Source organism: Streptomyces sp. PH9007 (assembly GCF_059813725.1).
The window spans coordinates 1565865-1590462 of the sequence record NZ_CM187440.1; the positions used below are offsets into that span (position 1 = coordinate 1565865).

At 74.1% G+C, this 24598-nt stretch carries 23 protein-coding genes and 1 pseudogene; 14 read left to right on the top strand and 10 right to left on the bottom strand.

Features of this window, described 5'->3' with window-relative positions; translation table 11 throughout:
- Positions 1-70 precede the first annotated feature (70 nt).
- On the top strand, positions 71-1300 hold the full coding sequence (locus tag ACTFAP_RS07090; protein ID WP_500468511.1) for an FAD-dependent monooxygenase: 1230 nt from the start codon (positions 71-73) through the stop codon (positions 1298-1300).
- Between the two features lie 242 nt (positions 1301-1542).
- On the opposite strand, the gene ACTFAP_RS07095 is transcribed toward ACTFAP_RS07090, so the two are convergent.
- Positions 1543-2118, bottom strand: a complete 576-nt coding sequence (locus ACTFAP_RS07095; RefSeq protein ID WP_500468512.1) for a M15 family metallopeptidase — start codon at positions 2116-2118, stop codon at positions 1543-1545.
- Between the two features lie 147 nt (positions 2119-2265).
- Between ACTFAP_RS07095 and ACTFAP_RS07100 the strand changes: the two genes are divergently transcribed.
- Together ACTFAP_RS07100 and ACTFAP_RS07105 are read left to right on the top strand one after the other, a co-directional pair.
- Entirely contained in the window at positions 2266-2934 is a 669-nt protein-coding gene (locus ACTFAP_RS07100; protein WP_451750802.1) for a response regulator transcription factor, read from the top strand.
- The gene (locus ACTFAP_RS07105; RefSeq protein ID WP_500468513.1) at positions 2931-4085 is read left to right on the top strand and encodes a sensor histidine kinase; all 1155 of its coding nucleotides are present in this window, start codon (positions 2931-2933) and stop codon (positions 4083-4085) included. Before ACTFAP_RS07100 ends, ACTFAP_RS07105 begins: the two co-directional genes overlap by 4 nt.
- 237 nt (positions 4086-4322) lie before the next feature.
- On the opposite strand, the gene ACTFAP_RS07110 is transcribed toward ACTFAP_RS07105, so the two are convergent.
- From ACTFAP_RS07110 to ACTFAP_RS07125, 4 genes are read right to left on the bottom strand one after another with little or no spacing between them, the layout of a single operon-like run.
- Positions 4323-5321, bottom strand: coding sequence for a DUF4184 family protein (locus ACTFAP_RS07110; RefSeq protein WP_500468514.1), 999 nt, complete (start codon positions 5319-5321; stop codon positions 4323-4325).
- Positions 5322-5371: 50 nt separating this feature from the next.
- Positions 5372-6247, bottom strand: a complete 876-nt coding sequence (locus ACTFAP_RS07115) for a hypothetical protein (protein ID WP_500468515.1) — start codon at positions 6245-6247, stop codon at positions 5372-5374.
- On the bottom strand, positions 6244-6582 hold the full coding sequence (locus ACTFAP_RS07120) for a PadR family transcriptional regulator (protein WP_030726121.1): 339 nt from the start codon (positions 6580-6582) through the stop codon (positions 6244-6246). The genes ACTFAP_RS07115 and ACTFAP_RS07120 overlap by 4 nt, the downstream gene beginning before the upstream one ends.
- 42 nt (positions 6583-6624) lie before the next feature.
- On the bottom strand, positions 6625-7659 hold the full coding sequence (locus tag ACTFAP_RS07125) for a lysylphosphatidylglycerol synthase transmembrane domain-containing protein (protein ID WP_400009554.1): 1035 nt from the start codon (positions 7657-7659) through the stop codon (positions 6625-6627).
- A 131-nt stretch (positions 7660-7790) separates the two neighbouring features.
- Here ACTFAP_RS07125 and ACTFAP_RS07130 point away from each other — a divergent pair, with 131 nt between their 5' ends.
- From ACTFAP_RS07130 to ACTFAP_RS07145, 4 genes are read left to right on the top strand one after another with little or no spacing between them, the layout of a single operon-like run.
- Positions 7791-8348 carry a chorismate--pyruvate lyase family protein gene (locus tag ACTFAP_RS07130; protein ID WP_500468516.1) on the top strand — a complete coding sequence of 186 codons (558 nt, stop codon included), beginning with the start codon at positions 7791-7793 and terminating at the stop codon, positions 8346-8348.
- Positions 8348-9469: an FAD-dependent monooxygenase gene (locus tag ACTFAP_RS07135; protein ID WP_500468517.1), complete on the top strand. Its 1122-nt coding sequence runs from the start codon at positions 8348-8350 to the stop codon at positions 9467-9469. The genes ACTFAP_RS07130 and ACTFAP_RS07135 overlap by 1 nt, the downstream gene beginning before the upstream one ends.
- Positions 9466-10422 carry a UbiA family prenyltransferase gene (locus ACTFAP_RS07140; RefSeq protein WP_500468518.1) on the top strand — a complete coding sequence of 319 codons (957 nt, stop codon included), beginning with the start codon at positions 9466-9468 and terminating at the stop codon, positions 10420-10422. Before ACTFAP_RS07135 ends, ACTFAP_RS07140 begins: the two co-directional genes overlap by 4 nt.
- Positions 10419-11135 (top strand): class I SAM-dependent methyltransferase, encoded by a 717-nt coding sequence (locus ACTFAP_RS07145; RefSeq protein ID WP_500468519.1) that lies wholly within the window; start codon positions 10419-10421, stop codon positions 11133-11135. Before ACTFAP_RS07140 ends, ACTFAP_RS07145 begins: the two co-directional genes overlap by 4 nt.
- A gap of 75 nt (positions 11136-11210) precedes the next feature.
- Here ACTFAP_RS07145 and ACTFAP_RS07150 read toward each other — a convergent pair whose 3' ends face one another.
- The 3 genes from ACTFAP_RS07150 to ACTFAP_RS07160 form a co-directional block, all read right to left on the bottom strand.
- Positions 11211-12203 carry a polyprenyl synthetase family protein gene (locus ACTFAP_RS07150; protein ID WP_500468520.1) on the bottom strand — a complete coding sequence of 331 codons (993 nt, stop codon included), beginning with the start codon at positions 12201-12203 and terminating at the stop codon, positions 11211-11213.
- Positions 12204-12237: 34 nt separating this feature from the next.
- Positions 12238-13551, bottom strand: coding sequence for an acyltransferase family protein (locus tag ACTFAP_RS07155; RefSeq protein ID WP_495683893.1), 1314 nt, complete (start codon positions 13549-13551; stop codon positions 12238-12240).
- 173 nt (positions 13552-13724) lie between these two features.
- Positions 13725-15077 (bottom strand): aminotransferase class I/II-fold pyridoxal phosphate-dependent enzyme, encoded by a 1353-nt coding sequence (locus tag ACTFAP_RS07160; protein ID WP_495684907.1) that lies wholly within the window; start codon positions 15075-15077, stop codon positions 13725-13727.
- Positions 15078-15192: 115 nt separating this feature from the next.
- Between ACTFAP_RS07160 and ACTFAP_RS07165 the strand changes: the two genes are divergently transcribed.
- The 6 genes from ACTFAP_RS07165 (at position 15193) to ACTFAP_RS07190 (ending at position 21627) form a co-directional block, all read left to right on the top strand.
- Complete coding sequence (locus tag ACTFAP_RS07165; protein ID WP_390116543.1) at positions 15193-15999, top strand: alpha/beta fold hydrolase; 807 nt, start codon at positions 15193-15195, stop codon at positions 15997-15999.
- 128 nt (positions 16000-16127) lie between these two features.
- Positions 16128-16217 carry a potassium-transporting ATPase subunit F gene (locus ACTFAP_RS07170; protein WP_495683895.1) on the top strand — a complete coding sequence of 30 codons (90 nt, stop codon included), beginning with the start codon at positions 16128-16130 and terminating at the stop codon, positions 16215-16217.
- Positions 16217-17878, top strand: a complete 1662-nt coding sequence (gene kdpA, locus ACTFAP_RS07175; protein WP_500468521.1) for a potassium-transporting ATPase subunit KdpA — start codon at positions 16217-16219, stop codon at positions 17876-17878. Before ACTFAP_RS07170 ends, kdpA begins: the two co-directional genes overlap by 1 nt.
- The gene (gene kdpB / locus ACTFAP_RS07180; protein WP_500468522.1) at positions 17875-19941 is read left to right on the top strand and encodes a potassium-transporting ATPase subunit KdpB; all 2067 of its coding nucleotides are present in this window, start codon (positions 17875-17877) and stop codon (positions 19939-19941) included. The genes kdpA and kdpB overlap by 4 nt, the downstream gene beginning before the upstream one ends.
- Positions 19938-20519: a potassium-transporting ATPase subunit KdpC gene (gene kdpC, locus ACTFAP_RS07185; RefSeq protein ID WP_500469424.1), complete on the top strand. Its 582-nt coding sequence runs from the start codon at positions 19938-19940 to the stop codon at positions 20517-20519. Before kdpB ends, kdpC begins: the two co-directional genes overlap by 4 nt.
- Before the next feature lie 7 nt (positions 20520-20526).
- Entirely contained in the window at positions 20527-21627 is a 1101-nt protein-coding gene (locus ACTFAP_RS07190) for a universal stress protein (protein WP_500468523.1), read from the top strand.
- 2 nt (positions 21628-21629) lie between these two features.
- On the opposite strand, the gene ACTFAP_RS07195 is transcribed toward ACTFAP_RS07190, so the two are convergent.
- Positions 21630-23135: an AAA family ATPase gene (locus ACTFAP_RS07195; protein ID WP_500468524.1), complete on the bottom strand. Its 1506-nt coding sequence runs from the start codon at positions 23133-23135 to the stop codon at positions 21630-21632.
- A 233-nt stretch (positions 23136-23368) separates the two neighbouring features.
- Here ACTFAP_RS07195 and ACTFAP_RS07200 point away from each other — a divergent pair.
- Positions 23369-24192 (top strand): annotated as a pseudogene (locus ACTFAP_RS07200) (methyltransferase domain-containing protein).
- Positions 24193-24254: 62 nt separating this feature from the next.
- Here ACTFAP_RS07200 and ACTFAP_RS07205 read toward each other — a convergent pair.
- On the bottom strand, positions 24255-24548 hold the full coding sequence (locus ACTFAP_RS07205) for a hypothetical protein (RefSeq protein ID WP_148236076.1): 294 nt from the start codon (positions 24546-24548) through the stop codon (positions 24255-24257).
- Positions 24549-24598: the final 50 nt, after the last annotated feature.

Here is a 24598-nt window from a genome sequence, read left to right on the forward strand (position 1 = left end):
CCCGCGCTCTCCGGGGCGCGCCGCGTGCCGCCTCCGTGCCGGGTCCGCCCGGCGGAAAGGTGCCGTTCCCATGACGCACCCGCCATCCACGTCCGCCCCCCGTCGCGTCCTGATCTCCGGGGCCAGCATCGCCGGTCCCACCCTCGCCTACTGGCTCGACCGGTACGGCTTCGAGGTGACCGTCCTGGAGAAGGCCAACGCCGTCCGGGGCGGCGGCTACGCGATCGACATCCGCGGCACGGCCCGGGAGGTCGTGGACCGCATGGGCCTGCTGCCGCGACTGCGCGAGGCCCACATAGACACCCACCGGATCTGCTTCCTCGACGCCGCCGGGGACACGATCGGCGCGGTGCAGCCCGAGCAGGTGACCGGCGGCGAGAGCGGCCAGGACCTCGAGGTCCGGCGCGGCGACCTGGCCGACGCCCTCTACGCGCCGCTGCGGGGCCGCGTCGAGTTCCTCTTCGGCGACTCGATCGCCACGCTGGACGACGACGGGGACGCCGTGCACGTCGTCCTGGACAGCGGCACGCGCCGCACGTTCGACCTCGTGATCGGCGCGGACGGACTGCACTCGAACACCCGCCGGCTGGTCCTCGGGCCCGAGGAGCCCTTCCACCGCTACCTCGGGCACGTCTTCGCGGGCTTCACCCTGCCCAACGAACCCGGCTTCTCGCACGAGGCGTTCATCTGGAGCGAGCCGGGACGCAGCGCGGTCGTGTACGCCTACGAGCCCTCCGAGCCCGTGCACGGATTCCTCACCTTCGTGCGCGACACCCCGCCCTTCGAGGCGTTCCGCGACCCGCGTGCCCAACGCGATCTGGTCGCCTCGCAGTTCCCCGAGGAGGTGTGGCAGGTGCCGCGGCTGGTGGCGGCGATGCGGGCGTCCGAGGACCTCTTCTTCGACATCGTGAGCCAGATCCACCTGCCGGCCTGGTCCCGGGGGCGGGTGGTGCTGGCGGGCGACGCGGCGCACGCGACGTCCTTCCTCTCCGGGCAGGGGTCGAGCGTCGCGCTCGTCGGCGCCTACGTCCTGGCCGGCGAACTCGCCTCGCACGCGGACCACGCCGAGGCGTTCGCGGCGTACGAGCGCCGGATGCGCCCCTTCGCGGAGCGCAACCAGGCGCTGGCCACCAGCGGTGGCACCATCGTCATACCGACGACGCGTGCCCAGCTGGACGCCCGCAACGCGCTCCTTCGCGACCCGGCGGCGATGGCGAAGGAACTGGCGACATCGGATGCCGAGGCGCGACGGGCGACGCACTCGTCCCTGACGCTGCCGGAGTACGCGACGGGACGCTGAGCCGCGCTCTTCCACAGCCCATACATCCCAAACCGCACCGCACGGAGGTCTTCGTGTGGTGCGGTGACGCCCGGCTGACCGTTCAAGGCGGGCGGGCGGACCCCGGATCGACAGCGTCGGCGGCCGGGCCGCGCGAGACCTCCAGGGATGCCGGCCTCAGGGGGGACGGGCGGACCGGCCGGTCGCGTCCATCCGCCGGACGCCGGTCGAACGACGACGGTCGTGTCATCGTGGGCCGGGGTTCAGCCCGCGGAGGCGTCCGGGCGGGCGGCGGGGCACACCTCGCCGGGTGCGACCACCCGTTCGAAGTGCCACATCTCGTTCGCGTACGTCTGGCACAGGCCGTACCGCGCGCCGTTGCGCACCATCCAGTCGGCGCCGTCCGTGTAGCCGATGTCCACGGCCTCCCCCGTGACATGGCGGGAGAGCTCCGGGGTGCTCACCCAGCGCCTGGCCTCCTCCTCGCTCCCGTACTCCCGGATCGCGTGGTCCAGCAGCTCCCGCTGATAGCCGGCGCTGCGCCGGCCCGAGGTCACCACCAGCTCCACGCCATCGGCCGCGGCGTCCTCGGCGGCTGCGTGCAGCGCCGCCCGCAGCCCGGGCTCCAGCCCGGTGATCGCCCAGTCGTCCGCGAACGGGGAGATCGGCTCGGCCAGGTAGCCGCTCACCTCCGTTCCCCCGGGCGGGCTGCCGCCCGCCGGGTCCGGGCTGCCGCCCGGGGAGGCGGTGGCCGTACAGCCGGCGAGCGTGCCCGCCAGCAGCACGGCCACCGCGCTCAGCAGGGTGGCGCCGGGGCGGCGGTGTGCGACGCGGTCCATCGATGGCTCCCTCCCGCGGCGGCCCTCGCCGCGTGACGGGGCCACCCCACGCGCCCGCACCTTGCGCGGCCGTGAGCCCTCCGGCTCACATTTCCGCAACACGGCCGCTGCCTAGACTGGCCGGGCCGAAGGGAGGGAGAACGGAACATGCGCGTGCTGGTGGTCGAGGACGAGGAGTACCTGGCCGAAGCCCTGCAGGAAGGGCTGCGGCTGGAGGCGATCACTGCCGACATCGCCCTGGACGGGGACAGCGCGCTGGAACGGATCTCCGTCAACGACTACGACGCCGTGGTACTCGACCGCGACATCCCCGGCACCCACGGCGATCAGGTGTGCCGGGCCATCACCGAGCACCACCCGGCCGTACGGGTCATCATGCTCACCGCCGCCGGCCGGCTGCGGGACAAGGTCGGCGGCTTCGAACTGGGCGCCGACGACTACCTCACCAAACCGTTCGCCCTGGCGGAGCTGGTGGTACGGCTGCGGGCGCTGGGCCGCCGCCCGGCCGCCTCGGCGCCGCCCGTGCTCACCTGGGGCGAGCTGCGTCTTGACCCGTTCCGTCGCGAGGCGTACCGGGCCGGCCGCTACCTGCGGCTGACCCGCAAACAGTTCGCCGTGCTGGAACTCCTCATGCGGGCCGGCGGCGGCCTGGTCAGCGCCGAGACGATGCTGGAGAAGGTCTGGGACGAGCACGCCGACCCGTTCTCCACCGCGCCCCGGGTGACCGTCTCGACCCTGCGCAAGGCGCTCGGCGACCCCGACCCCATCACCACGGTGCACGGGTCCGGGTACCGGCTGCGGGAGCCGGCGCCGTGACGTGGCCGCCGCCCGCTCCGCCGCGCGGCCCCCGGGTGAGCGCCCGGCTGCGGCTGGCCCTGGGCTACGCGGTCTTCCTCGTCGCCGCCGGGGCCGTCGTCCTGGCCGGCGTCTCCATCGTGCTGTACAAGGTGCCGAACTATCCGCTGACCGCGGCGAACCCCCGGGACCGCGCGTACGCGCCCAGCCGCCAGGAGATCCTGGAAACCCTGGTGGGGGTGTCGGGCTATCTGCTGGCCGCGCTCGCCGTGGTCGGGGTGGCGGGCGGCTGGTTCCTGGCGGGCCGGGTGCTGCGCCCGCTGCGGCGCATCAACGACGCCGCGACCCGGATCGCGGCGACCGGCGCCCTGGACCACCGCATCGGGCTCCGAGGCCGCAACGACGAGTTCCGGCAGCTGGCCGATTCCTTCGACACCATGCTGGGGCGGCTCCAGGACGCCTTCGCGGCGCAGGAACGGTTCGCCGCGAACGCCTCCCACGAGCTGCGCACCCCCCTGGCGGTGACCTCCACCCTGCTGGAGGTGGCCCGCCGCGATCCGGCCGGGCAGGACCACCCCCGGCTGCTGCGACGGCTCACCGACACCAATGAACGCGCCATCGGGGTGACCGAGGCGCTGCTGCGGCTGGCCGACGCCAACGAGGTGACGGCGGCCTGCGACGACCTCGACCTCGCCGAGGCCGCCTCGGCGGCGCTGGCGGAGTGCGCCACCGAGGCCGAGGGGGCCGGGGTCCGGGCCAACACCGACCTGCGCGCCGCGCCGGTGCGCGGGGACGCCGAGCTGCTCGCCCGGCTCGCGGTGAACCTGGTGCAGAACGCCGTCCGGCACAACCTCCCCGACGGCGGCTCGCTGTGGGCGGCCACCCGCCACGACCGCGCGGCCGGCACGGTCACGCTGCGCGTGGAGAACACCGGGCCGCCCATGAGCCCGCAGACCGTGGCACGGCTGCACGAGCCGTTCCTGCGCGGCGGTGGCCGGGTGGCGGCGGAGCCCGGCCGCGTCCCGGCCCCCGGCCGGACCCGTGGGCACGGCCTGGGTCTGGCGCTCGTCGACCGGATCACCCGGGTCCACCACGGCATGCTGACCCTGCGCCCCCGCGAGGGCGGCGGCCTCGTCGCCACCGTCGTGCTGCCCGCCCGGCAGGCGGACTGAGCCACCGGGACGGGGCGGGCGCGACGGGCCGGCGCGCCGGCGCCCGTCGGCGGGCTCGGGCCGTGCGGGGGCCGGTCCGCCGGCCCGGAACACGGGCGGCCTCCTCAGCCGGCCGCGCCGCATCCCACGCCCGCACGGCTGGCGCCGCACGCCGCGAGGACAGCTCGCCGGTGGCGGCGCGTTCCCCCGGCTGCGGCTGCCCGACGCCCCCCTTGCCCTCGGCCCGTCCGTCCGGGCTCAGGCGTCCGGTGGTCCCGTTCGGACGGCTCCGGGGTGCCGGTCCCGCGCCGTGGTGCCGCGTGGCAGCAGCCGGTGGGTGTGCCAGGCCGTGCCGTACAGCAGCAGGGCGGCGGTGAACGCCGCGCCGCCCCGCTTGGCGGCGCCGGTCAGGACTCCCTCGGCGAAGGTCCCCCAGGGGGCCCGGACCGTGGTGGTGGGGTATGTCGTCTCGCTCGTGCCGTCCTCGAAGGTGCGGGTGACGGGGTGCTCGTGGTCCACCTCGGTCGTGTACCGGAAGGCGTCGACGTCGGCGCGGGCCCCGGCGGCGACGCCCAGCGCGGTGGCCAGGGCCAGCAGCGCGAGCACGGTCAGCCGGACCGGGCGGCTCAGCCGGCCCCCGCCGTCCCCCGTCTCCCGGTGCCCGGCCCGCGTCCGGTGGCGGCGGCGCCACAGATGGCGGGCGATCAGCGCCAGGCCGAGGACGGTGCTGAGGGTCTGGAGCAGCCGGGAGACGGTCAGTCCGCCCAGCACCGGCTCGCTCAGCAGGGCGGCGCGGGTGACCAGGAAGCCGTCCCCGTGGGTGACGGCGTCCCAGGCGAGATGGGTGGCGATCCCGATCACGGCGGAGAGCACCAGCCACCCGGCGTACCGCGCCCGGTCCAGGGGCCCGGGCCCGGGTGCCGTCGCGGGTGGCCCCACCCGGGCCCGGGCCGGGAGCAGCGCCACCAGCGGCCCGCGCATCAGCCGCCAGCCGAGGACCAGCAGGAGGGCCATGGGCAGGTTGACCAGCAGCCCGGTCAGGGGCCCGTGGGTCGTGGTGGCGTTGAGGAGCGGCTCGTACCAGTCGTCGGACGAGGTGGCGGCGACGCCGAGTTCACCGAGGTAGTAGGGGACGTCGGGGGCGACGGCGCCCATGACGAGGGCCGCCGGGACGAAGGGCGGGCGCAGCAGTGGCAGGACGGCCGCGGGGTGGGACAGCGTGAACGGCAACGCGGTGCTCTCTCTGCTCGCGCTCAACAATGGAACGGGCAGGAGACTATTCACTTCAACGGACTATGGCAATCCGGTCAGCTTCCGCGCCGCACCCGCCACACCCCCACCGAGAGCGCCGCCCCCAGCGGCAGGACCAGCAACAGGCCCGCCACGGGCCACGGATCGAGCCAGGCGTCCGCGTACGCGCGGCCGATCAGCGGCGGGGAGGCCACCGCCATCGCCCCCAGTTCGTACAGCCCCCGCGAGCGCCGCCGCACCGCCAGCGCGATGCCGGAGGCGGCCAGCACCAGCAGCGGCCACGCCCCGTAGTCCGTGCTCACCGCGAACCCCCCGGTGCCCACGGCCACCAGCGGGAACCAGCCCACCGCCGCCATCACCCCGGCCGCCGTACACGCCTCGGGGTCCGCCCGCCGGTCCGGCGGGCAGGCCAGCACGACGGCCACCGTCAGCAGCGCGAGCACCGGCACCAGCGCGCCCCCGCCGCGCGCCGGACCGACGGCCGGCCACAGCGCGACCGTCCCCAGCAGTCCGCCCGTCACCGCGGCGACCCCGGCCACCCAGCGCCCGGTCAGCGCGAGGATCGCGCCCACGCACACCAGGAGCGAGCACAGCAGATACAGCCCCCACCCGGCCCCCGTGCCGGCCACCATGGTGCGCAGCGTGGTCGGGGAGATCACCAGCGTCCGGTACCAGTCCGTCAGTTCGAGGCCGGCCACCACCGCGGCGGTGGCCAGCGCGAACGGCGCCGCGAGCGCGAACAGCCGCCCGCCGGGCGCGGCCGGGTCGAGCCCCAGGCGCATCCGCAGCGCGTGCGCCGCCAGATCGGCGTCGGCCCGCAGCCGGGCCGCCCGCGGCAGCCCCGCGGTCAGCTCCCGGTGCGTCTCCGCGATCTCCGGGCCGTGCACGGCCCGGTAGCCGGCCGGGTAGAGCCGGACCGGCCCGCGACTCATGTGGGCTGCACCGCGCCGCCGATGCCCAGCCGCCGGCGCGCCTCGGAGGCGGTGGCCGCCATCCGCTCCGCCTCAGCCGCCAGCCGGTCCCGGCCGGCGGGGGTGAGCGCGAACGTACGGCGGGCGCGCCCGTCCACCACCTCTTCGCGCTCCACCCGGATCAGGCCATCGGCCAGCAGCCGGTCCAGCGCCCCGTACAGCGCGCCGGTCCGCGGCACCACCCGGCCGTCCGTGATGGCCTTGACCTCCTGCGCGATCGCGTAACCGTGCCGGGGCGCGTTGGCCAGCGCCGTCAGCAGCAGCAGGGCCAGCTCCTGCATCCCTCGCTCACTCATGCCGACAGAGTATTCCGCCCGGCGGACGGCCGTCCCCCGCGCTCACTCCCCCTTGGCCTCCCGGCGCCCCTGCACCGACAGCGTCAGCCAGCAGCCCCAGCCGATCGGCTGCAACAGCCAGTAGCTCCAGATCCGGTACAGCAGCGTGGCCGCCAGCGCGTCGGCGGCGTTCAGCCCGTACACCACCAGCAGCGCCGCCATGCTCGCCTCCACCACGCCCACCCCGCCCGGGGTCAGCCGCAGACTGCCAGGGATCTGCGTCAGCCCGTAGGCGATCAGCACCCCGTGCCAGGGCACCGAGATGCCCAGCGCCCACAGCGAGGCGACCAGACAGGCCGCGTCCAGCAGCCAGTTGAGCTGGGCGTACGCGTACGGCCGCAGCCACGGACGGAAGCCCGGCTGGATGGCGCGGGCCTGCACCAGCAGCCGGTTCACCGCCTCGGTGCCCTCCCTGGCCCTGCGGTGCCGGGCCTGCACCCGCCGCCACCAGCGGCGCGTCCAGGCCCGTACCGCGGCCGAGCGCGCCAGGATCAGCACCAGCAGCGCCAGAACCACCAGCACGATCCCGATCCGGCCCAGCACGCCGGCCGGCCCCCGGGCACCGGCCGTCAGCAGCCCCGCCGCCAGCACCACGATCAGGCCGAGCGCGGACAGCGCCCCCGCGATGACCAGCGAGGCGGCGGCCAGCGCCTTGCTCGCGCCCCTGCGGTGCAGTTGCTGGTAGAGCCAGGCGGCGGAGAACGCGGCACCCCCCGGGAGCGCGCCCGCCACCGCGTTGGAGGCGAGGATCATGGACAGCAGCGGCCGCATGCCCATCCGCAGCCCGCCGGTCAGCAGCAGCCAGCGCTGGACGGCGGCCAGGCACCACATGGCGCCCGCCTGGCAGATCAGGGCCAGCGCCGCCTTGACCGGGTTCACGTTGGACAGCTGCTCGAACGCCTCGCCCAACTCGTCCCGGCGGGACGCCGCCAGCACCAGCGCGGCGATGATCACGGCCGCGGCGAGCAGCCACACCCACCATCCGGCTCTGGGCGGGGGCCGGCTGTCATCGATACCGGGCTGATCACCATGGGTCATGACGGTTTTGACGGTAACAGCGGGGAGCGTCCGGTTCTCGTCGTACATGCGGGGGATCCGCCGTGACCTCCCGGTGCCGGGGGCGTTGTGTTTCTGGTGAGCCGGGCGAAGGTGAGACGAGGAGGGTGCCGGTGCGCTCATTACGGGCCGCGGCCTTCGACACGGAGGTCTTCGACATCACCGGCGGCGCCACGCTCACCGAGCGGATCGCGGACTTCGCCTCCCCCCTGACCCGGATGCTGCTCAGCGGCGACGGCCTGACCACCACCGCGCTGCACGCCCTGACCGGCGCCGCCCCCCGGGTACGGCTGCTGCGGGCCGACCGGATCCCCGCCGGCCGCGCCGGGCGCCCGGTGCCCGCGCTGCTGGAGATCGGCGCGGACCAGGACGTCCTCACCCGGCACTCCGCGCTCACCGGCCCCGGAGGCCGCTGGCTGTCGGTCAACCGGGTGGCCGCCCGGGACGATCTGCTGCCGGAGATCCGGCCGCTGCTGACGGACGGCCGGCTCCCGATCGGCGCCGCCCTGCACGCCGCCGGCACCGGCCACCGCCGCACCGTCCTGGACGCGGGCCGCCGCCGCTGGCCCAGCGGCGAACCCGCCTGCTACAAGACGTATCTGCTGTGGCACGGGGACCGGCCGCTGGTCCTGGTCAACGAACTGTTCCACCCCTCCCTGGTGTCCCCCTGATGCGCCGGCTGCGCACCCAGGTCGGCATCATCGGCGCCGGACCGGCGGGTCTGGTGCTCGCCAATGTGCTGGGCCGGGCCGGCATCGACTGCCAGGTCGTCGAACGCCACCCGCGCGCCCGCGTCGAGAGCCGCGCCCGGGCCGGGCTGCTGGAGGAACGCACCGTCTCCTACCTGCGCGCCCACGGCCTCGCCGACCGGCTGCTCGCCGAGGGCACCCGGCACGGCTGGTGCGAGTTCCTGTGCCAGGGACAGCGGCTGCGGATGGACTACGCGGCCCTGACCGGCGGCGCCCGGCACTGGGTGTACCCGCAGCAGTGGCTGGTCCGCGACCTGATCGCCGCCCTGGAGACCGACGGGCGGCTGCCCTGGTTCGCGACCCCCGCCCGCGCCGTCGAGGAACTGCGGCGCATCCGCTGCGACCGGCTCCAGATCGACTGCGACTACGTCATCGGCTGCGACGGCGGACACGGCGTCAGCCGGCACGCCCTCCACCCCGTACTGCGCCGCGAGGTGACCCAGCGCTACCCGTACGACTGGCTCGCGGTGCTCGCCGAGGTCGACCGCCCCGCGCACGGCGTGCTGTACGCGCTGCACGAGCGCGGGTTCGCCGGAATGATGCCGCGCACCCCCGCGATCAGCCGCTTCTACCTCCAGTGCGCCGCGGGCGACACCCCAGCCGACTGGCCCGAGCGGCGCGTGCGCGAGGAGCTGCGGCTGCGGCTGGAGGGCGGCCCGGCGCTCGGCGGGCTGTACGAGCGGCGGACGCTGCGCATGCACAGCCGCGTCACCCGGCCCCTCCAGCACGGGCCGCTGTTCCTGGCCGGCGACGCCGCCCACCTGCTGACCCCGTCCGGCGCCAAGGGCATGAACCTCGCCATCGACGACGCGGCGGACCTCGCACACGCCCTGCTCCACGGCGGCCTCGCCGGATACGGGCAGCGCCGGCTCGCGGCCCTGCGCCGCGCCCAGGACTTCTCCGAGCGTCTGATGCGCCTGCTCCACCAGCCGCCCCGGGACGCGCTGGAGGAGCTGCGGCGGCTGACCCGGCCGGGCCCCGAGGCGGCGGCCTTCGCCCGTGAGTTCGTGGGACACGTGAACCGTAAAGAGTGGAGAGCATGATGGCGATCCCCGTCCTGGCGGACCGGATGCGTGACCGGGTGCGGGCCCTGTACGGCTTCTCGCGCGGCACGCAGGCGTCCCTGTCCGTCGCCCAGCCGCTGATCGGCGCGCTGATCGCGGTGCCGGACCCGCCGCTGGACCGGCTGGGGGTGGCGCTGGTGGCGGCGTTCGCCGGGTACTTCGCGCTGTTCGCGGTCAACGACCTGCTGGACCACCGGCTGGACCGCAAGCGGTTCGCCCACCTCCGCTCGTACGAGGGCTTCGACATCGACAGCACCGGCGTCCGGCATCCGCTGGCGCAGGGCCGGCTCTCCTACCCCGGCGCGGTCACCTGGGTGGTGACGCTCGGCGGGCTCGCGCTGGTGCTGGCGGCCTGGCTGCACTGGCTGTGCGCGGTGCTGTTCGTGGTGGCCGCGCTGCTCCAGGTGGTGTACTGCGCGCTGGCCACCGTCACCCCGCACAAGTTCTGGCTGACCGGGGCGTGCGTGGGCGTGGCGGCGTGCGCGGGCTGGTTCGCGCTGGCCCCGGTGACGGCGGGCGGCGGCGGGGTCGACTGGGTACGGCTGCTGCTGTTCTTCTGCTGGATGGCCGCCTGGGAGATCGGCGGGCGCAACCTCGTCAACGACTGGGCCGACGTGGAGGAGGACGTGCACCTGGGCGTGCGCACCGTGCCCGTCGTGTACGGCCACCGGGTCACCGCACGCCTGGTGCTCGCGTTCCTGCTGATCACCTTCGGCTGCGGGGTCGCCCTGATGATCGCCGGGTGGTCCTCGTTCCGGGCCATCGGCGTGGTGGGCACCGTGCTCGCCGGCTGCTGGGCGCTGCTGGTGCCCGGCCTCGCGCTGCACCGCGACCCGCGCCCGGAGACGGCGCTGGCCGTCTTCAACCGGGCCAGCCTGTACCCGGTCCTGGTGCTGGTGGTCATCCTGCTGGCCATGGCGCGGCCCGAATGACGGCCGTGATGCCGCGCGGCGGCCCGGACGCCTCCTGGCTGGACCGGCGGTACGAGACGGACGTGCCCGAGTACCTGGACCGCCCGGAGACCCCGCACGAGGCGGCCCGGGTCCGGCGGGCCCTGCACCGGATGCAGTTGCTGACCCGTGGCTACGACCGGTACGCGCGCTGGACCCTGGAGCGGGCCCGGGGCGCCCCGCGTCCCCGGGTGCTCGAACTCGGCGCCGGTACCGGCGGCCTGTCCCTGCGGGTGCTGCGCCGGCACCCGCAGGCGCGGGTGACGGTGAGCGATGTGGCGCCCGACGCGGTGGCGGCGCTGGAGGCCGGGCCGCTGGGGGCGCACCCCAGGGCGGCGGTGCGGCGGCTGGACGCGACGGCGATCGACGCGCCGGACGCGGCGTTCGACGTGGCGGTGTTCGTCGCGAGCCTGCACCATCTGCCGCCGGACGGGGTGCGTGCCGTGCTGCGCGAGGGCACCCGGGTGGCCGGGGCGCTGCTGCTGATCGACGCGTGGCGCAGCCCGTGGGTGTGCGCGGCGGCGATCCCGCTCATGTTCGCGACCGGAGGGCCGACCCATGTGCACGACGGGGTGATCAGCCTGCGCAAGGCGTACGGGGCGGCGGCCTTGCGGGAACTGGCCGCGCCGCTCCCGCTGACGGTCCGCTTCGCGTTCCCCGGCTACCTGGTGGCCACGGTGGGCCGGGGCGCGTGAGGCCCTGCCGCATCCGGGTGCCGGGGCGGCCCCACCCGCCGTCCCGGTTCACGACGCGGCGGGCCGCCGCTCGTCTCAGCGGTCGCGGGTGAGGGACCAGTCGGCCAGTGCCATCAGCCGGTCGCGGTGCGGGGAGGGCGGGAAGCCGCCGGTCAGGGCGTACTTCGCGGCGGTGGCGTAGGCGCGGGCCAGCTCGCCGGTGCGCCCGATGGCGTCGGTGCGGCGCAGCACGGGAGCGGCGCGGGCCAGCAGCTCCGGGTCCGGGAGGGTGTCGGCACCGGCGAGCAGCCCGGTCAGCAGTTCGCGGTCGGCGGGCCCCGCGTACTGCCAGGCGAGCAGCAGCGGCATCGCGGCCCGCCGGTTGCGCAGGTCACTGGCGGCGGGTTTCCCGGCCACCGCCTCTCCGGTGGTCCACGGCAGCAGGTCATCCCGCAGCTGGAAGGCGATCCCGAGCGCGTGCCCGTACGCGCTGGCGGCCCTCACGCGCGGCTCGTCGCCGCCGCCCAGCACCACCCCGAGCCGCCCGGCCAGCGCCAGCAGGGCACCGGTCTTCTCGCCCGCCATCCGCAGGTACTCCTGCGGCGGCAGTTCCCAGCTGCCGCTGAGGGCCAGTTCGCGCAGCACGCCCCGGGAGATCTCCTCTCCCGCCTCGGCGACCAGGCCGCAGGCCCGCACCACCGCCTCGGCCGGCACCCCGGCCCGTACGCAGCCCGTGAGCGCGCTGAACGCCATGAAGAACAGCGCGTCACCGGTGACCAGCGCCCGTTCGGTGCCGAACGCCCGGTGCAGGGCGGGCTGTCCGCGGCGGGTGTCGTCGCCGTCGATGATGTCGTCGTGCACGAGCGAGGCGGAGTGCAGCACTTCGACGGCCTCGGCGGCGCCCAGCAACCGGGCGGGCCCGGTGCCGGTGGCGGCGCCGAACTCCAGCAGCACCAAGGGGCGCAGCAGTTTGCCGCCGGAGAGCACGGCGTGCCGGTTCATCGTGTCCAGCTCGTCGCCGGTGCCGCCGCTGCCGAATCGCTGCTCCAGCGCGGCCCGTACCTGGGTGGTCGTCGTCCCGGGAGTCACATGGTGAGTCAACGCGGTGGCGCGCGATCGGGCACTACGCGGACGCCGAATGCCCGACACCGCCACCCGTCCGTGGCGCGGCGGAGACGGCGAGCAGCAGGGCGACGCCCACCGCGTAGCACAGCAGGGGCAGGGCGGGCAGCCGTCCGTCCGGGGCGAAGCCGCGCAGGGCGAGGCGGGCGAGCCCGAAGGAGGCGGCTGCCAGGCCCGCCCCGAGGAGCAGCCACGGTCCGGTGCTCCAGCCGGTGCGGGTGGGGTACGGGGGCGGGTGCGGCAGCCGGGCCATGGCCAGGACGAGGGGGATCAGCAGGGCGGCGCAGATCAGCACCCACACCGGGCGCAGCAGCCACCAGCCGCCGGAGCCGACGGGTTCGAACGGCAGCAGGCCGAGCGGGTAGAGGACGGCGCCGATGGCCATGGCGGGGGCCATGTGCCACAGATACAGCGGCATCGCGGCGGCGTTGGCGGCGGTGACGCGGCGCGGGTGGCGCAGCCGGCGGCGTACGGCGTCCTCGGCGGCGAGCAGCAGGCCGATGAGGACGACGGAGTAGGCGAACAGGGCGATGGAGGGGGGTGAGGCGTTCTGGACGCGGGCGCCGGGGACGCCGATGGTGCTGACGGGGAACGGGCCGGGGAGGACCAGCAGCACCCACAGCGCCGCCGCGGCGGCGGCCGACCACAGCAGCAGGGGGCGGGTGAAGGTGCCGTCGCGCCAGGCGAAGCCCAGCAGGTACAGGCCGCCCCACACCCACAGGTAGTTGCTCCAGCCGATCAGGGGGACGCCGGGGCCGAGGACGAACGCGTCCACCACGGCGCTCAGCGCCGCGAACGCCAGGGGCAGCCACAGGCCCAGACGCCGCCACAGGGCCAGCAGCGGCGGGGTGAGGGCGAGCAGCAGCAGATACATCGGCAGGAACCACAGGTGCAGGGCGACGGCCCAGAACACCTCGTCCCGTACGGTGGCCGGCACCCCGGCGGCCACGCTCACCACCACGGCCAGCACGGCGACCGCCACGTACACGGTGGTGGGGACCAGCAGCCGCCGGGCCCGGTCGGCGAGCCAGCCGCCCCAGGACTCGCCGCGGGCGTGGTGTCCCGACCAGGACAGGGCGTTGGCGTAGCCGCCGGCGAGGAAGATCAGCGGCATCACCTGGAAGAAGAGGGTCAGCCACTGGGTCCACGGCAGGGCGTCCACGACGTCCTCGCCGTGCAGTTGGCCGCCCCGGTCGCTGACGGAGGTCAGCAGCCAGTGGCCGACGACGACGAAGCCGACGGCGGTGATCCGCAGCAGATCGACGTACGGGTTGCGGCCCGGTGGTGCCGCCGGGGCCGGGGCGTCCGGCGTCACGGGAGGGCGGCGGGCCCGCCGCCCGCGCTCCCGGCTCCGGTCACTGCCAGGGTCATCGCGTGCCCTCGTCTTTCGCCTCGCGCCCGCCGGTGCTCGCCATCCTGGGCGATGACCGCCCGCCGCCCGGGGACCCGGGGGCGGCGCGTGTCGTAGGGGGGCGCGGCACCGCCCCCTCACTCCAGTTCCCTGGCCTCCTCCGGGCGGGAGCGCGCCAGTTCGGCCAGGGTGCCCAGGGCGGCGTCGAGGACCTGGTGCGAGGGCGTGGCCAGGGCGATGCGCACCGCGTGCGGGGCGTGGGCGGGGCTGGTGGTGAAGGCGGCGGCCGGGGCCAGGGCGATGCCGTGGCGGGAGGCGGCGGCCAGGAAGGTGTCGGCGCGCCAGGGGGCGGGGAGTTCCCACCACAGGTGGTCGGAGCGTTCGTCGGCCCGGACGGTGAACCCGGCCAGCCGCTCGCGGGCGATGCGCTGGCGTACGGTCGCCTCCTCCCGTTTCGCGGCGGCGATGGTGGCGGCCGTGCCGTCCGCCAGCCAGCGGGTGGCGGCGGCCAGCGCGTACGGGGCCGCCGTCCACGCGCCGGACCGTACGGCGGTGGCGATCTGCTCGGTCAGGGCGGGCGGGGTGAACGCGAAGCCCACGGTCAGCCCGGCCGAGATCCGCTTGGACAGGCTCTCCACCAGCACCGTGTGGTCGGGCGCCAGCACGGCCAGCGGTGGCACGTCCTCGCGCAGGAAGGAGAACACGGCGTCCTCGATGAGCGGCAGGTCCAGTTCCCGCACGGTGGCGGCGACCGCCTCGCGCCGGTGCGGGGGCATGGTGACGGTGAGCGGGTTGTGGAGGGTGGGCTGGAGGTAGACGGCGCGCAGCGGGGTGCGCTGGTGGGCGGCGCGCAGGGCGTCGGGGCGTACCCCGTCCTCGTCCATCTCCAGCGGTACGAGGGTCACGCCGAGCCGCGCGGCGATCCCGGCGGCGGGCGGGTAGGTGAACCGTTCCACGCCCAGCCGTTCGCCGGGCGGCACCAGGGCGGAGATGGTGGCGGCGATGGCCTGCCGGGCACCGGCGGTGAACAGGGTGTGCGCGGGGTCCGGCGTCCAGCCGGCGCGGGCGAGCCCGGCGGAGGCGGCGGCCCGTGCCTCGGGGGTGCCGCGCGCCCCGACCTGCCACAGGGCGGCGGTGAGGACGTCGGCGCGCAGCATGCCGCTGAGTCCGCGGGCGAGCAGGGCGGCGTGGTCGGGTGAGGCGCCCGGCCGGTTCATGCCGAGTTCGATACGCCCGGCGGAGGGGTCGGCCGGTTCGGAGAGCCAGGGTCCGGGGGCGATCGGGGTGGCGCGGACGAAGGTGCCGCGGCCGACCTCGCCGACGGTGAGCCCGCGCCGGGCCAGTTCGGTGTAGACGCGGGCGGCGGTGGAGGCGGCGATGGCGTGCCGGCGGGCGAACTGCCGCTGCGGCGGCAGCCGGTCGCCCGGCCGCAGCCGTCCCTCGGCGATGTCCGCCGCGATCCGGTCGGCGATCAGCCGGTAGTCCTCCATGCGCCCCATCCCGTATTGCTCTCGTCCCCGTACATTGCACTGAGTTCAATGATGTTATTGCACTCGGATATTGCTCCGGATAGCCTCGATCCGTCAAGGTCCCACAGGAGGAACCATGCGGAACACGGCGTACGAGGACCGGGGCACCGGCGCACCCCTGCTGCTGGTGCACGGACACCCCTTCAACCGCACCATGTGGCACCCCCAGACCGAACACCTCGCCGCCGCCGGCCACCGCGTGATCGTCCCGGACCTGCGCGGCTACGGCGACACCCCGCCCGCCGGCGACCACACCACCCTGGACGTCTTCGCCCACGACCTCGCGGCCCTCCTGGACCGGCTCGGCGTCGCCCGCTGCGCCGTCGGCGGGCTGTCCATGGGCGCCCAGATCGCCCTGGAGTTCTACCGGCTCTTCCCCGAGCGGGTCACCGCCCTCGTCCTCGCCGCCGGCAGCCCGCGCGCCGACTCCGCACCCGCCCGCCGGGTACGCCGCACCACCGCCGAGCGGCTGCTGCGCGAGGGCATGACCGCGTACGCGGACGAGACCCTGCCGAAGATGGTGTGCCGCGACACCCTCCAGACCCGGCCGGACGTCAACCGGCACGTACTGGCGATGATGGACACCACCGACCCGGCCGGCGCCGCCGCCGCCCTGCGCGGGCGCGCCGAACGGCCCGACTACCTCCCCCTGCTCCCGCGCGTCACCGTGCCCACGCTGATCGTGGTCGGCCGGCACGACGAGTTCACGCCGGTCGCCGAGGCCGAGCTGATGCACCGCCACATCCCCGGCTCGCGGCTGGAGATCATCGAGTCCGCCGGGCATCTGCCGAACCTGGAACAGGAGTCGGCCTTCAACACCGCCCTGGCCGGGTTCCTGACGGAGCACAGCCCCCTGGCCCGATCGGGTGGTTCGCCCGACTGACCCGGCGCGCGCCCCGCGCCCCCTCGGCGCGCTGTGCAGACTTCGCTGATGGCAGACGTGGCCTTCATCGCGCTGACGATCGGGTGCTTCACGGTTCTGGTGCTGATCGTGAAGGGGGTGGATCGCCGGTGAGCTGGGAGAACATCCTCGGCCTCGGCTCCTGCGGCGCACTGCTGCTGTACCTGCTCTGGGTGCTGCTCTTCCCGGAGCGCTTCTGATGAACGACGCCACCGCCGGCCTGCTCACCATCGCCGCGCTGGTGGCGCTGCTCGCCCTCGTCCACGTCCCGCTCGGCGACTACCTGGCGCGCGTCTACACCGGCGAGCGGCACCTGGGCGTCGAGCGGCTGCTGTACCGGATCGCCCGCGTCGACCCGCGCGCCGACCAGCGGTGGACGGCGTACGCACTGTCTCTGCTCGCCTTCTCCGCCGTCTCGGCCCTGTTCCTGTACGCCTTTCTGCGGCTCCAAGGGGTGCTGCCGCTGGCCCAGGGCCACGCGGGGGTGCACCCCTCCGGCGCCTTCAACACCGCCGTCTCCTTCGTCAGCAACACCGACTGGCAGTGGTACGCGGGCGAGACGACGCTCGGGCCGCTGGCGCAGATGGCGGGCCTGGCCGTGCAGAACTTCCTGTCGGCGGCCGTGGGCCTGGCCGTCGCGGTGGCGCTGATCCGCGGCTTCGCCCGCTCCCGCACCGACCGGCTCGGCAACTTCTGGGTGGACCTGGTCCGCGGCACGGTGCGCGTGCTGCTGCCGCTGGCGGTGCTCGCCGCGCTCGTCATGGCGGCGGCCGGGGTGGTGCAGAACTTCCACGGGGTACGCGAGATCATCACCCTGGGCGGGGACCGGCAGGCGCTGACCGGCGGCCCCGTCGCCTCCCAGGAGGCCATCAAGCTGCTGGGCGGCAACGGCGGCGGCTACTACAACGCCAACGCGGCGCACCCCTACGAGAACCCCAACCCGTTCACCAACTTCTTCCAGATCTTCCTGCTCCTGCTGATCCCCTCCGCGCTGCCGCGCACCTTCGGGCGGATGACCGGCTCGCCCCGGCACGGCTGGGCGGTGCTGGCGGCGATGACCGCGCTGTGGGCGGTCGGGCTCGCCGCCGTCACCACGGCGGAGGCGACGCACCACGGGGACGTGCCGCAGGCGGTGGGCGCGGCGACGGAGGGCAAGGAGTGGCGGTTCGGGGTGTGGAACAGCGCCCTGTACGCCAACGCCACGACCACCACCTCGACCGGGTCTGTGGACGCGGCGCACGAGAGCTTCACCCCGCTGGGCGGCGGGATGCTGCTGCTGAACATGCTGCTGGGCGAGGTCGCGCCGGGCGGGGTGGGCGTGGGCCTGTACGGGATGCTGGTGCTGGCGATGCTGGCGGTGTTCCTGGCCGGGCTGATGGTGGGGCGGACTCCGGAGTACCTGGGGAAGAAGCTGCGGCAGCGGGAGATCACGCTGCTGGCGCTGTACGTCCTGGCGATGCCGTTCGCGGTGCTGACGGGCACCGCCCTGGCGCTGGCGTTCCCCGAGCCGCGCGCCAGGATCCTGGCGGGCCCGCCGCACGGGCTGAGCGAGGTGCTGTACGCGTACGCCTCGGCCGGGAACGGCAACGGCAGCGCGTTCGCCGGGCTCGGCGCGGACACCACCTTCTTCACCACCACCCTGGGGCTCGTGATGCTGATGGGCCGTTTTGTGCCGATGGTGCTGGTGCTGGCGCTGGCCGGGACGCTCGCCGCCCAGCACCGCACCCCCACCGGGACGGGCACCCTGCCCACCCACACCCCGCTGTTCACCGGCCTGCTGGTCGCGGTGGTCGTGGTGGTGGCCGGACTGACGTTCTTCCCCATGCTGGCCCTGGGCCCGCTGGCCGAGGGGCTGCGATGAAGGCGGCCGGCGGCAAGGCGCCCACCGGGGCCTTCAGCCCCCGCCAGCTCCTCACCTCGCTCCCGGCCGCGCTGCGCAAGCTGCACCCGCGCCACATGGTCCGTACCCCGGTGATGTTCGTGGTGTGGGTCGGGGCGCTCCTGAGCACCGTGCTCGCCGCCGCCTCCCCCGGGTTCTTCGCCGTCGCGGTGGCGATCTGGCTGTGGGTGACCGTCCTGTTCGCGAACCTCGCCGAGGCCGTCGCCGAGGGGCGCGGCCGGGCCCAGGCGGCGGCGCTGCGCCGGGCCAAGCGGGAGACCGTGGCCCGGCGGCTGATCCCGGACGGCGACGGCCGCGAGGAGGAGGTCCCCGGTGTGCGGCTGTGCGTCGGGGACCTGGTGGTGGTCGAGGCCGGCCAGACGGTGCCGGGCGACGGCGAGGTGGTCGAGGGCATCGCCAGCGTCGACGAGTCCGCCATCACCGGCGAATCGGCCCCGGTCATCCGGGAATCGGGCGGCGACCGGTCGGCGGCGACCGGCGGCACCCAGGTGCTCTCGGACCGGATCGTGGTACGGATCACCGCCAAACCGGGCGAGAGCTTCCTGGACCGGATGATCGCCCTGGTGGAGGGCGCGGCCCGGCAGAAGACCCCGAACGAGATCGCGCTGTCCCTGCTGCTCGCCGCGCTCACCCTCGTCTTCCTGCTGTCCGTCACCGCCCTCCAGCCGGCCGCCGCCTACTCCGGCCGGCAGCAGACGGTGGTCGTGCTCGTGGCGCTGCTGGTCTGCCTCATCCCCACCACCATCGGCGCGCTGCTGTCCGCCATCGGCATCGCCGGCATGGACCGGCTGGTGCAGCACAACGTGCTGGCCGTCTCCGGGCGCGCGGTGGAGGCCGCCGGGGACGTCAACACCCTGCTGCTGGACAAGACCGGCACCATCACCCTGGGGAACCGGCAGGCCACCGAGTTCGTGCCGGTGCCACGCGTCGGCGAGGCCGAACTGGCGGACGCCGCCCAGCTGGCCTCGCTCGCCGACGAGACCCCCGAGGGCCGCTCCATCGTCGTCCTCGCCAAGGAACGGCACGGGCTGCGCGCCCGCGAGGAGGGCCAGGTGACCGGCGCCCGCTTCGTCCCGTTCTCCGCCAGTACCCGGATGTCGGGCGTGGACCTGGACGACGGCCGGATGGTCCGCAAGGGCGCGGCCACCGCCGTCATCAAGTGGGTGCGGGAGAACGGCGGCACCTCCATCAACGAGATCGGCCCGCTGGTGGACGCCATCAGCGCGAGCGGCGGCACCCCGCTGGTCGTCGCCGAACGGCCCGCCCCCGGGGTCCCGGCCCGGGTGCTGGGCGTGGTCCGGCTGAAGGACATCATCAAGGCGGGCATCAGGAAGCGCTTCGCCGAACTGCGCCGGATGGGCATCCGCACCGTCATGATCACCGGCGACAACCCCGCCACAGCCCGGGCCATCGCCCACGAGGCGGGCGTCGACCACTTCCTGGCCGAGGCCACCCCCGAGGACAAGATGGCCCTGATCCGGCAGGAACAGTCGGACGGCCGGCTGGTGGCCATGACCGGCGACGGGACGAACGACGCCCCGGCCCTGGCCCAGGCCGACGTGGGCGTCGCCATGAACGCGGGCACCAACGCCGCCAAGGAAGCCGGGAACATGGTCGACCTCGACTCCAACCCCACCAAACTCATCGAGATCGTCGAGATCGGCAAGCAGCTCCTCATCACCCGGGGAGCCCTGACCACCTTCTCCATCGCCAACGACGTGGCGAAGTACTTCGCGATCATCCCGGCCATGTTCACCGCGCTGTACCCGGGGCTGCGGCACCTCAACATCATGGCGCTGCACTCCCCCGAGTCGGCGATCCTGTCCGCCGTCGTCTTCAACGCCCTGATCATCGTCGCCCTCATCCCCCTCGCCCTGCGCGGCGTCGCCTACCGCCCGGCGGGCGCCTCGAAGCTGCTGCGCCGCAACCTGGCGCTGTACGGGGCGGGCGGGCTGGTCACCCCGTTCATCGGCATCAAGCTGATCGACCTGCTGATCTCCCCGATCCCCGGCCTGGGGGGCTGAGCGCCGTGGTGCTGTCGGTACTGCGCCAGGCCGCCGCGGGCCTGCGGATCCTGCTGCTGATGACCGTGCTGTGCGGGCTGGCGTACCCCGTGGTCATCTGGGGCGTCGCCCAGACCGCGTTCCACGACCGGGCCAACGGCTCCCTCGTGCACGCCGGGGGCCGCGTCGTCGGATCCTCCCTGATCGGCCAGGACTTCAGGGGCCCGCTGTGGTTCCACCCCCGCCCGGGCGGCTACGACCCGCTGGCCACCGGCGGCAGCAACCTGGGCCCCAGCAGCGCGCGGCTGCTCGCGGAGGTACGGCTGCGGCGGTCCTCGGTCGCGCGCGCCGAGCACGTACCGGCGGACGAGGTGCCCCCGGACCCGCTGACCGGGTCGGCCAGCGGCCTCGATCCGCACATCTCCCCGCAGTACGCCCGCCAGCAGGTGACCCGGGTGGCCAGGGCGCACGGACTGACGGAACAGCAGGTGCGCGAGCTGGTCGACACCCACGTACAGGGCCGCACCCTGGGCTTCCTGGGGCAGGAGCGGGTCAACGTGCTGCGGCTGAACCTGGCCCTGGCCGCGAAGGCCGGGTGAGGGAACGGTGTCCCGTGGCACGCTGCGCGTCTTCCTGGGGGCGGCCCCGGGGGTGGGCAAGACCTACGACATGCTGGCGGACGGCCGGCGGCGCGCCGCGCTCGGCGGCGACGTGGTCATCGGCTTCATGGAGGACCACGGCCGCGAACCCACCCGCAGGATGGCCGAGGGGCTGGAGACCGTGCCCCGGCGGGAGATGACCTACCGGGGCGCGCGGTTCACCGAGATGGACCTGGACGCGGTGCTGGCGCGCCGCCCCGAGGTGGCGCTGGTGGACGAGCTGGCCCACACCAACGTCCCGGGCAGCCGCAACGCCAAGCGCTGGCAGGACATCGAGGAACTCCTGCGGGCCGGCGTCCATGTGGTGTCCACCGTCAACATCCAGCATCTGGAGTCCCTGAACGAGGTGGTGGAGAACATCACCGGCGTCACCCAGCGCGAGACCGTCCCGGACGAGGTGGTGCGCGGGGCGGACCAGATCGAACTCGTCGATCTGTCGGCGCAGGCCCTGCGCCGCCGCATGGAGTACGGCGACATCTATCCCCGGCAGAAGGTCGCCGACGCGCTCACCCACTACTTCCGGGAGGGCAACCTGACGGCGCTGCGCGAACTGGCCCTGCTGTGGGTGGCGGACCGGGTGGAGGAGGCGTTGCAGCGGTACCGGGGTGAGCAGGGCATCCAGACGCCGTGGGCGACGCGCGAGCGCGTGGTGGTGGCGCTGTCCGGCGGGCCCGAGGGCACCACCTTGATCCGCCGGGGCAACCGCATCGCGGCGCGCGGGGCGGGCGGCGAACTGCTGGTCATCCACGTGCGCCGGGACGACGGGCTGCGCGAGCCTCCCAGCGAGACGATCACCCGCCAGCGGGCGCTGGTGGAGCGCCTGGGCGGCACCTTCGAGCTGGTGACGAGCGACGATCCGGCGCAGGCGGTCCTGGAGTTCGCCCGGGGGGTGAACGCGACACAGATCGTGATCGGCGCCAGCCGCCGGGGCCGGGTGAAGTCGCTGCTGGCCGGCAAAGGCGTGGGCACCTCGATCGTGGAGGGCTCGGGCGACTACCTCGACGTGTACATCGTCACCCACGAGGAGGCGGCCCACGGCCGCCTGTGAGGTCAACTCCCGTACAAGGCAGAGAGGTCGAACAGGGCCACGTCAGCACGGCGAGCGGCCAGCTCCACCAGATCCGGATAGAAGCCGTGCAGGGAGTAGAGGGCCAGGGTGGTGCGGGAGGTGTCGTGGCCCTGACCGGTGAGCAGGTCACGGATGCGCTCCAGCCGTTCCAGATCGCCGGTGCCCCGGCGGGCGGCGGTCGCCTTCGCCTCACCGAGGAGAGCGACCCGGGCCCGGGCCGCCTGCGGACGTTCACCTGCCGCTAGGGCGACGACATCGACCTCGTGGGACGTCCGGGAGCGGGGGTCGGCGACCACGGTGGTTCCCACGGGGCCGGGCAGCCCGCCGGGAAGCAGGGCGTGAGCGTAGCGGCTGGTGAACTCACGGGCCAGCTCCTCGAAGTGCGGCCCCAGGATCTTGGAGTTGAACGTGGGGGCGGACGCCTCCCACACCTGCTCGGCCAGCCCCTGTTCCACGGCGGCGACCTGCGGCAGCGTGATGAGCTGGTTGAAACGAATCACCGGATCGACCAGGGTGATGACCGGATGCCGGGGACGAAGGATGTCCTGTTCCCGCCGGATGTACCCGGTGGATTCCAGCACGCCCAGCGGATGGGACACGGCATTACGCGGACGTTCAAGGGCGGCACCGATCTTGGTGGGCGTGGTGGCGCCCTGGGCGATCGCCGTGAGGATGTCGTAGTACAGAGTGTGCTGCGTGATCCGCGGATCCTCCCGCAAGAGATACTCGGTCTCGGTACGCGAGTACACCGCACGGCCCGGGTCGAGGAGTGTCCCGGCAAGCCAGGCCCCGAAGCCGTCATCGGGCTGCGGGCGGGCGGCGACCGGCCGGTATCCGGGCGCGCCGCCCAGGACGGCGTGCACCTTCAGGGCGGTCAGCGGGTCCTTGATCTGCCAGAAGTCACGGCTTTCCCGGTAGCCGAACGCCCCGAGCCGCAGATCGATCACGGCCCGGCCGCGCAACGGCTTCGTCCCCGACAGCAGCTCATGCATGACACTCATCGCGGACCCGCACAGAATAAGCCGCGGGCCCGGCCCCGTGAGCCGCGTACCGCGCTGCCACTCGTCGTAGAGCTGCTGGAGCAGTCCTGGCACCTCGGGCGAGTGCTGGAGCAGGTACGGCAGCTCATCGATCACCAGCAGCGGGTAGGGCGAACGGGTGGTCATTTCAAGAGCATTGGTCAGAACGTCACGCCAGTCGGTCAGCCGCAGGCTCCCCGGCCGCAGCCCGGCATGAGCGGCGATCGCGTCGCCGAACCGCTGGATCGAGGGAACCCGACCCTCCTCCCGGACAGCGGTCACGTACAGGCCGCCCACCTGCTCGCACAAGGCTTGCAGGAGATACGACTTCCCGTGCCGCCGCCGTCCTGAAACGATCCCGAGCCGCATCGCCGGATCGGGGTCCGCGACAAAATCCACGAGCAGCCGCCACTCACGGTCTCTGTCGATCACGTGTTCCGGTTTGGCCAGCGGTCCATTCTCCGTCATGCGTACAAGTCTACTTCGACTCATCTTGTCCAACTGCACATGGCGATCATGCGGGCACACGGACAGCTGAAGGATCGGGCGGCGGCGTATTTATCACTTTCCGGGTCCGGCGGCTGTTTCTAGCCTCCCGATGTGGTCACTGCGGGGTACGACACGCTGGTCGCCGCCGCGCTGGCGGCTCCGGCCCAGGGGTGCCGACATCTTCTTCCACCGCGCCGAGCCTGATGGCGGACATGCTGGACGCGCTCGACGTCGTCCCGGGGTCGCGGGTCCTGGAGATCGGCACGGGGTCGGGTACAACGCCGCACCGCTGTCACGGCTCACGCAGCCGCGTCTTGTCACCACGGTCGACCGTTCGGCGAAACTCGTCGACGTGGCCAGGGAACGGCTGCGCTCCACACTTGGCCCCGGCCCGGGACCGACCGTGGTGCTGGGCGACGGGGCGGCCGGAGTAGCGGAGTGCGCCCCGTACGAGCGGATCATCGCGACCTGCTCCGTCTGGCGCGTCCCGCCTGCCTGGATCGGCCAACTGCGAACAGGAGGACTCCTGGTGGTGCCGCTCAGGGGCACCCTCGCCGGCGGCATGGTGGCGCGGCTCACGAAGCTCGGCGATGGCACGCTGGCCGGGCGCGTGATGCACACACCCGCAGCCTTCATGCCGTTGATCAGTGGCCCTGAGCCCCGGCTGCCCGATCCGTCCCTGACAGGAGAGGACCGGCCGACCCGGCTCAGCGGGAAGGTGCTGGACGACTGGACCTTCTCCTTTTTCGCACAGCTTCATCTGCCGCCGACCGCGGTCCGTACCGTGGAAACCGGGGACGGGCCGGAGACCACCGCCCTTGACGATCCGGCGGACGGCTCGTACACCCGAGTCCGCGGCAACACCGTCACGACGGCGGGCGTCCATGATCTCTGGGCGCGTGTCGAGGACGCCCACGCCTTGTGGCATGCCCTCAACCGGCCACGGCGCGAGTGGTTCACCGTCGTGGCCTCGGCCACGTCGCAGGCCATGTCGTACACGGCTCCCAACGGGCGTACGTACCGGTGGACCATGTGACGGGAGGCAGGGGATCCGTCCGCAGGGGCCGGGGGCGGGCCGGAGGGGTTGATGCGGTGGGGTCAGTGGGCCCGGACGCGGGTGGGCCACTGCTGGGTGCGGTCGCCGCCGTAGCACTGGTCGCAGGGTTCGAGCACGGCGCGGTCGAAGACGCCGCTGTGTATGTAGCGGTAGGACAGGCCGGTCGAGCCGTCGCAGCCTGGGGTGCGGCAGGGCTGCGCGGTGGCGAAGGCGAAGCCGCCGTCCGGGGCGACGATGGCCACCTGCTCACAGGTGAGGCACGGGAAGCAGTACACGCCGCCCCGGGTGGTGATGGCGGACATCCCCTGGGGGGCGTTGCAGCCGGGGCATTCCACCCTCGAAGGCTAGGCCCGTCGCCGCGGCCCGGGTGCCGTCCCGTCGCTGC

Coding starts and splice junctions, on each gene's coding strand:
- ACTFAP_RS07100 (WP_451750802.1), top strand. CDS start 2,266: ATGCGCGTGCTGGTGGTCGAGGACGAGGAGTACCTGGCCGAAGCCCTG.
- ACTFAP_RS07090 (WP_500468511.1), top strand. CDS start 71: ATGACGCACCCGCCATCCACGTCCGCCCCCCGTCGCGTCCTGATCTCC.
- ACTFAP_RS07165 (WP_390116543.1), top strand. CDS start 15,193: ATGCGGAACACGGCGTACGAGGACCGGGGCACCGGCGCACCCCTGCTG.
- ACTFAP_RS07145 (WP_500468519.1), top strand. CDS start 10,419: ATGACGGCCGTGATGCCGCGCGGCGGCCCGGACGCCTCCTGGCTGGAC.
- ACTFAP_RS07125 (WP_400009554.1), bottom strand. CDS start 7,659: ATGACCCATGGTGATCAGCCCGGTATCGATGACAGCCGGCCCCCGCCC.
- kdpB (WP_500468522.1), top strand. CDS start 17,875: ATGAAGGCGGCCGGCGGCAAGGCGCCCACCGGGGCCTTCAGCCCCCGC.
- ACTFAP_RS07160 (WP_495684907.1), bottom strand. CDS start 15,077: ATGGAGGACTACCGGCTGATCGCCGACCGGATCGCGGCGGACATCGCC.
- ACTFAP_RS07115 (WP_500468515.1), bottom strand. CDS start 6,247: ATGAGTCGCGGGCCGGTCCGGCTCTACCCGGCCGGCTACCGGGCCGTG.
- kdpA (WP_500468521.1), top strand. CDS start 16,217: ATGAACGACGCCACCGCCGGCCTGCTCACCATCGCCGCGCTGGTGGCG.
- ACTFAP_RS07135 (WP_500468517.1), top strand. CDS start 8,348: ATGCGCCGGCTGCGCACCCAGGTCGGCATCATCGGCGCCGGACCGGCG.
- ACTFAP_RS07195 (WP_500468524.1), bottom strand. CDS start 23,135: ATGACGGAGAATGGACCGCTGGCCAAACCGGAACACGTGATCGACAGA.
- ACTFAP_RS07140 (WP_500468518.1), top strand. CDS start 9,466: ATGATGGCGATCCCCGTCCTGGCGGACCGGATGCGTGACCGGGTGCGG.
- ACTFAP_RS07120 (WP_030726121.1), bottom strand. CDS start 6,582: ATGAGTGAGCGAGGGATGCAGGAGCTGGCCCTGCTGCTGCTGACGGCG.
- ACTFAP_RS07095 (WP_500468512.1), bottom strand. CDS start 2,118: ATGGACCGCGTCGCACACCGCCGCCCCGGCGCCACCCTGCTGAGCGCG.